Source organism: Kitasatospora sp. NPDC057512 (genome assembly GCF_042802135.1).
GTDB lineage: Bacteria > Actinomycetota > Actinomycetes > Streptomycetales > Streptomycetaceae > Kitasatospora.
In genome coordinates, this window is the sequence record NZ_JBHVET010000682.1 from 1 (window position 1) to 4,675 (window position 4,675).

General features: G+C 72.1%; 6 protein-coding genes. 3 read left to right on the top strand and 3 right to left on the bottom strand.

Going from position 1 to position 4,675, the window contains the following annotated elements; translation table 11 throughout:
• The 3 genes from ACFU6K_RS31785 to ACFU6K_RS31795 form a co-directional block, all read left to right on the top strand.
• A partial coding sequence (locus ACFU6K_RS31785; protein WP_380668904.1) for an RNA 2'-phosphotransferase occupies positions 1 to 282 on the top strand: 282 nt, incomplete at its 5' end.
• 167 nt (positions 283 to 449) lie between these two features.
• The gene (locus ACFU6K_RS31790) at positions 450 to 833 is read left to right on the top strand and encodes a DUF3099 domain-containing protein (RefSeq protein ID WP_380668906.1); all 384 of its coding nucleotides are present in this window, start codon (positions 450 to 452) and stop codon (positions 831 to 833) included.
• A gap of 264 nt (positions 834 to 1,097) precedes the next feature.
• Positions 1,098 to 1,337, top strand: coding sequence for a hypothetical protein (locus tag ACFU6K_RS31795; RefSeq protein WP_380668908.1), 240 nt, complete (start codon positions 1,098 to 1,100; stop codon positions 1,335 to 1,337).
• A gap of 36 nt (positions 1,338 to 1,373) precedes the next feature.
• On the opposite strand, the gene moaA is transcribed toward ACFU6K_RS31795, so the two are convergent.
• The 3 genes from moaA to ACFU6K_RS31810 all read right to left on the bottom strand — a co-directional run bounded on the left by moaA (position 1,374) and on the right by ACFU6K_RS31810 (position 4,408).
• On the bottom strand, positions 1,374 to 2,363 hold the full coding sequence (gene moaA / locus ACFU6K_RS31800; RefSeq protein ID WP_380668910.1) for a GTP 3',8-cyclase MoaA: 990 nt from the start codon (positions 2,361 to 2,363) through the stop codon (positions 1,374 to 1,376).
• 81 nt (positions 2,364 to 2,444) lie between these two features.
• Positions 2,445 to 4,052 (bottom strand): cation acetate symporter, encoded by a 1,608-nt coding sequence (locus tag ACFU6K_RS31805; RefSeq protein ID WP_380668912.1) that lies wholly within the window; start codon positions 4,050 to 4,052, stop codon positions 2,445 to 2,447.
• Entirely contained in the window at positions 4,049 to 4,408 is a 360-nt protein-coding gene (locus ACFU6K_RS31810) for a DUF485 domain-containing protein (RefSeq protein WP_049653515.1), read from the bottom strand. Before ACFU6K_RS31810 ends, ACFU6K_RS31805 begins: the two co-directional genes overlap by 4 nt.
• Between the last annotated feature and the right edge of the window lie 267 nt (positions 4,409 to 4,675).

A 4,675-nucleotide genomic window follows, 5' to 3' on the forward strand; every position in this document is an offset into this window, starting at 1 on the left:
CTGACCGCCACCGTGCCGCCGCCCGTGCTCTACCACGGCACCGCCGACCGGCACCTGGCGGCCATCTTCCGCGAGGGCCTGCGCCCGATGGCCCGCCAGGACGTCCACCTCTCGGCGGACACCGGGACGGCCACCGGGGTCGGCGCCCGGCACGGCCGTCCGGTGGTGCTGACCGTGAACGCGGCGGCGATGACGGCGGCCGGCCACGAGTTCCGGCTCAGCGAGAACGGCGTCTGGCTCACCGGCGCCGTGCCCCCGCAGTACCTCTCCCGCCGATCCTGACGCCGCACCGCACCACCGAAGGGCCTGTCCGCTCCGCCGGACAGGCCCTTCGCGTACCCGACCGGGTGGGTGCGGCCCACCCGGTCTCGTCGCCGGGTGCGCCCGGGCGTACCGTGAGGAGGCCGCGCGGCCAGGCGCGCGGGTGCGCGACGAGGGCGGTAGGACACATGGGCAAGAGCGCCGACGACGGGCAGGTCTTCCGGATCACGGGGGCGCGCAGCAGCCTCACCGAGGACGTCCGGGGACGCCAGCGCCGCTACGTCGTCTCGATGCTGCTCCGCACGGTCTGCGTACTGCTCGCGGTGGTGCTGTGGGACGTCCAGCGCTGGCTGGCGTTCGCGGCGCTGGCGGGCGCCGTCCTGCTGCCGTACTTCGCGGTGCTGATCGCCAACGCGGGCCGGGAGCGGGCCCCGGGGCTGCCGAGCACCTTCGACATCCCGCTGGACACCCCGCTGATGCTCGGCCCCGGTGGGACGGGTGGGGCTGGTGCGAAGGCTGGTACAGGAGAGGCAAAGGCCGTTCCCACCGATCCTTCACAGGACGTGGACTGACCGTCCGTTTCATGCCGCTTCACCCCCGTCCGGCTCAGCGAAAGCTCAAAAGAAGCTCAGATTAATCATGCAAGACCTCCCCATCCGAGGGTCTTGGCGTGACATACTGCGTACGCGCTCCGCATCCCCCGTCGGAGCGACGGACCGACGCCGGGCGGCTCCCCCCGTGGCTGCCCGGCGTCGCCATGCCCGGATCCGGTCGGCCCGGACGGCCGTGACAGACTGGCGGTGCAGACTCACCCGCCAATCGTTGAGGACGGCCCGATGGACACCCCGCAGACGCCGATCTGCTCCGCCAAGGGCTGCCGGACGGACGCCGGCTGGGTGCTGGTGTGGAACAACCCCAAGCTGCACACCCCGGACCGCCGCAAGACCTGGCTCGCCTGCGACGAGCACCGCGAGCACCTGTCCCAGTTCCTCTCGGTGCGCGGCTTCCTCAAGGAGGTCGTCGCCTTCGCCGACTGGACCCCCGAGCCCGCCGAGGGCTCCGGGAAGCCGGCCTAGAGCCTGCCCGGCCCGTACAGCCCGCTCGGCCGCCGCTCAGCCGCCGATCGCGGACATCGGCCGCTCGGGCTGGAGGAACTCCGGGTCGTCGATCCCGGCCCCGGCCTTCTTGCCCCACATCGCCGCCCGCCACAGCGCGGCCAGTTCGGCGTCGTCCGCGCCCGAGCGCAGCGCGGTGCGCAGGTCGGTCTCGCCGGTCGCGAACAGGCAGTTGCGCACCTGGCCGTCGGCGGTCAGCCGGGTGCGGTCGCAGGCCCGGCAGAACGGCCGGGTGACCGAGGCGATCACGCCCACCCGGCCCGGGCCGCCGTCCACCAGCCAGCGCTCGGCGGGCGCCGCGCCCCGGTGCGCGGACGGCTCCGGGGTGAGCGTGAAGCGGGCGCGCAGCAGGTCCAGGATCTCCGTCGCGGTGACCATCGACGCGCGGTCCCAGCCGTGCTGGGCGTCCAGCGGCATCTGCTCGATGAAGCGCAGCTCGTAGCCCCGCTCCAGGCACCAGGCCAGCAGGTCGGCCGCCTCGTGGTCGTTGACCCCGCGCATCAGCACCGCGTTCAGCTTCACCGGCGCCAGCCCGGCGGCCTCGGCGGCGGCCAGCCCGTCCAGGACGTCCTGGTGGCGGTGGCGGCGGGTGAGGGTGTGGAACACCTCGGGGTCGAGGGTGTCCAGCGAGACGTTGACCCGGTCGAGGCCGGCCTCGCGCAGCGCCGTCGCGGTGCGGGCCAGTCCGATGCCGTTGGTGGTCAGCGAGAGCTCCGGGCGCGGCTCCAGCTCCGAGCAGGCGGCGACGACGGCGACCAGACCGGGACGCAGCAGCGGCTCGCCACCGGTGAAGCGGACCTCGCGCACGCCCAGGTCGCGCACGGCCACGGTGACCAGCCGGACGATCTCCTCGTCGGTCAGCAGGTCGGGCTTGGCCAGCCACTGCAGGCCCTCCTCGGGCATGCAGTAGGTGCAGCGCAGGTTGCAGCGGTCCGTGAGGGAGACCCTCAGGTCGACGGCCTGGCGTCCGAAGGTGTCGAGCAGCACGTTCGTCCTTCCCCGAGATGCGGCCGGCCCGGCCACCGTCACGGCGGGCCGGGCCGGGCCAGCATAGTCATCACGGGACAATCAGTGGGCGCCCAGCCCGGTCAACGAGCGGACCTCCAGTTCAGCGTACTTCGCCGGGTCGGAGCGCTCCCCGGACAGCAGCGTGCCGAGCCAGCCGGCCAGGAAGCCGACCGGGATGGAGACCAGGCCGGGGTTCTCCAGCGGGAACCAGTGGAAGTCGGAGTGCGGGAAGAGCGAGGTCTTCGCGCCGGAGACCACCGGGGAGAAGACCACCAGCGTCACCGAGGTGAGCAGTCCGGCGTAGACCGAGCTGACCGCGCCGACGGTGGTGAAGCGCTTCCAGAACAGCGAGTAGAGCAGGGTGGGCAGGTTCGCCGAGGCGGCGACGGCGAAGGCCAGCGCGACCAGGGCGGCGGTGTTGAGCTTGTCCGCGAAGAGGCTGAGCACGATCGCCACCGCCCCGATCGCGACCGCGGCCCACTTCGCCGACCGCACCTCCTCCTTCTCGCTCACCTTCCCGCGCCGGATCACGTTGGCGTAGAGGTCGTGGGCGAAGGAGGCCGAGGAGGCGAGCGTGAGCCCGGCGACCACGGCCAGGATGGTGGCGAAGGCGACCGCCGAGATCACCGCGAGCAGGATCGCGCCGCCGGTGCTCCCGACGCCCCCGCCGAGCGCCTCGGCCAGCTGCGGGGCCGCGGTGTTGCCCGCCGCGTTCGCCGCCTTGATCGCCTTGGAGCCGACCAGCGCGGCCGCGCCGAAGCCGAGCGCCAGGGTCATCAGGTAGAAGACGCCGATGATGCCGATCGCCCAGAGCACGGACTTCCGGGCCGCCTTGGCGGTGGGCACGGTGTAGAAGCGGACCAGGATGTGCGGCAGGCCGGCGGTGCCGAGCACCAGCGCGATGCCGAGGCTGATGAAGTCGAGCTTGGCGGTGCCGCTGCCGTACTTCTGCCCCGGTTGGAGGAAGGCCTCGCCCTTGCCGCTCGCACTCGCCGCCGCGCCGAGCAGTTCGGAGGGGTTGAAGTGGTACTTGGCCAGCACCAGGACGGTCATCAGCGCGGCGCCGGCGATCAGCAGCACCGCCTTGACGATCTGCACCCAGGTGGTGCCCTTCATCCCTCCTATCACCACGTAGACGATCATCAGCGCGCCGACCCCGACGATGGTCCAGCGCTTGGCGGCGCTCCCCTCGGCCCCCAGCAGCAGGGCCACCAGGGTGCCGGCGCCGACCATCTGGGCGAGCAGGTAGAAGATCGACACCACGATGGTGGAGACGCCCGCCGCGGTGCGCACCGGGCGCTGGCGCATCCGGAACGCGAGCACGTCCGCCATCGTGAAGCGGCCGGAGTTGCGCAGCGGTTCGGCGATCAGCAGCAGGGCGACCAGCCACGCGACCAGGAAGCCGATCGAGTAGAGGAAGCCGTCGTAGCCGCTGAGCGCGATGGTCCCGGCGATGCCGAGGAAGGAGGCGGCGGACATGTAGTCGCCGGAGATGGCCAGGCCGTTCTGGAACCCGGTGAAGCCGCGGCCGCCGGCGTAGAAGTCGGAGGCGCTCCTGGTCTGCCGCCCGGCCCAGACGGTGATGCCGAGGGTGGCCAGGACGAACACGCCGAACAGGGCCATCGTCAGGTCGCGGTGCTCGGTGGCGGAGCTGGCGAGCAGGCTCATTCGGCGGACTCCCGGGGAGCGTGGACGACGGCGCCGTGCGCCTCGCGGATCGCCGCGGCGGGCGGGTCGATCCGCCGGTCCGCGTAGCGGGCGTACCAGGCGGCGATGGCGAAGGTGGTCACGAACTGGAGCAGCCCGAGGACCAGGGCCACGTTGACGTGCCCGAGGACCTTGGTGCGCATCAGTCCCGGGGCGTAGCAGGAGAGCAGGACGTAGAACAGGTACCAGAGCACGAAGCCGATGGTGACCGGGAAGGCGAAGCTCCGGAACGAGCGCCGCAGGGTACGGAACTCCTCGCTGTCGTCGATGAGTTGGGCTTCCGTGGCGGCGGTGGTGGTGAGCGGCGGCGAATCCACGCTGTCTCACTCCTTCGGCGTATTTGTCACACGGGGGGAACGATCGAACGTGAGGGGCGTCACATGTCTGGTGTGCGCCGCGCAATGCTAGGAGCGTCCTGCCCGCCCCGGAAGGGGTTGACCGCGATCAGTCGAGCGTTCACCCCCTCGCACCATCCGATTGGCCGAAAAACAGCCCATCCCAGCGCCCGCACCGCCCACGATCGGCCCCCGGCACCTCCCCGGAGAACGGCTCCGGCCCGTGCCGCACCCCGAACGGGGCGGCAC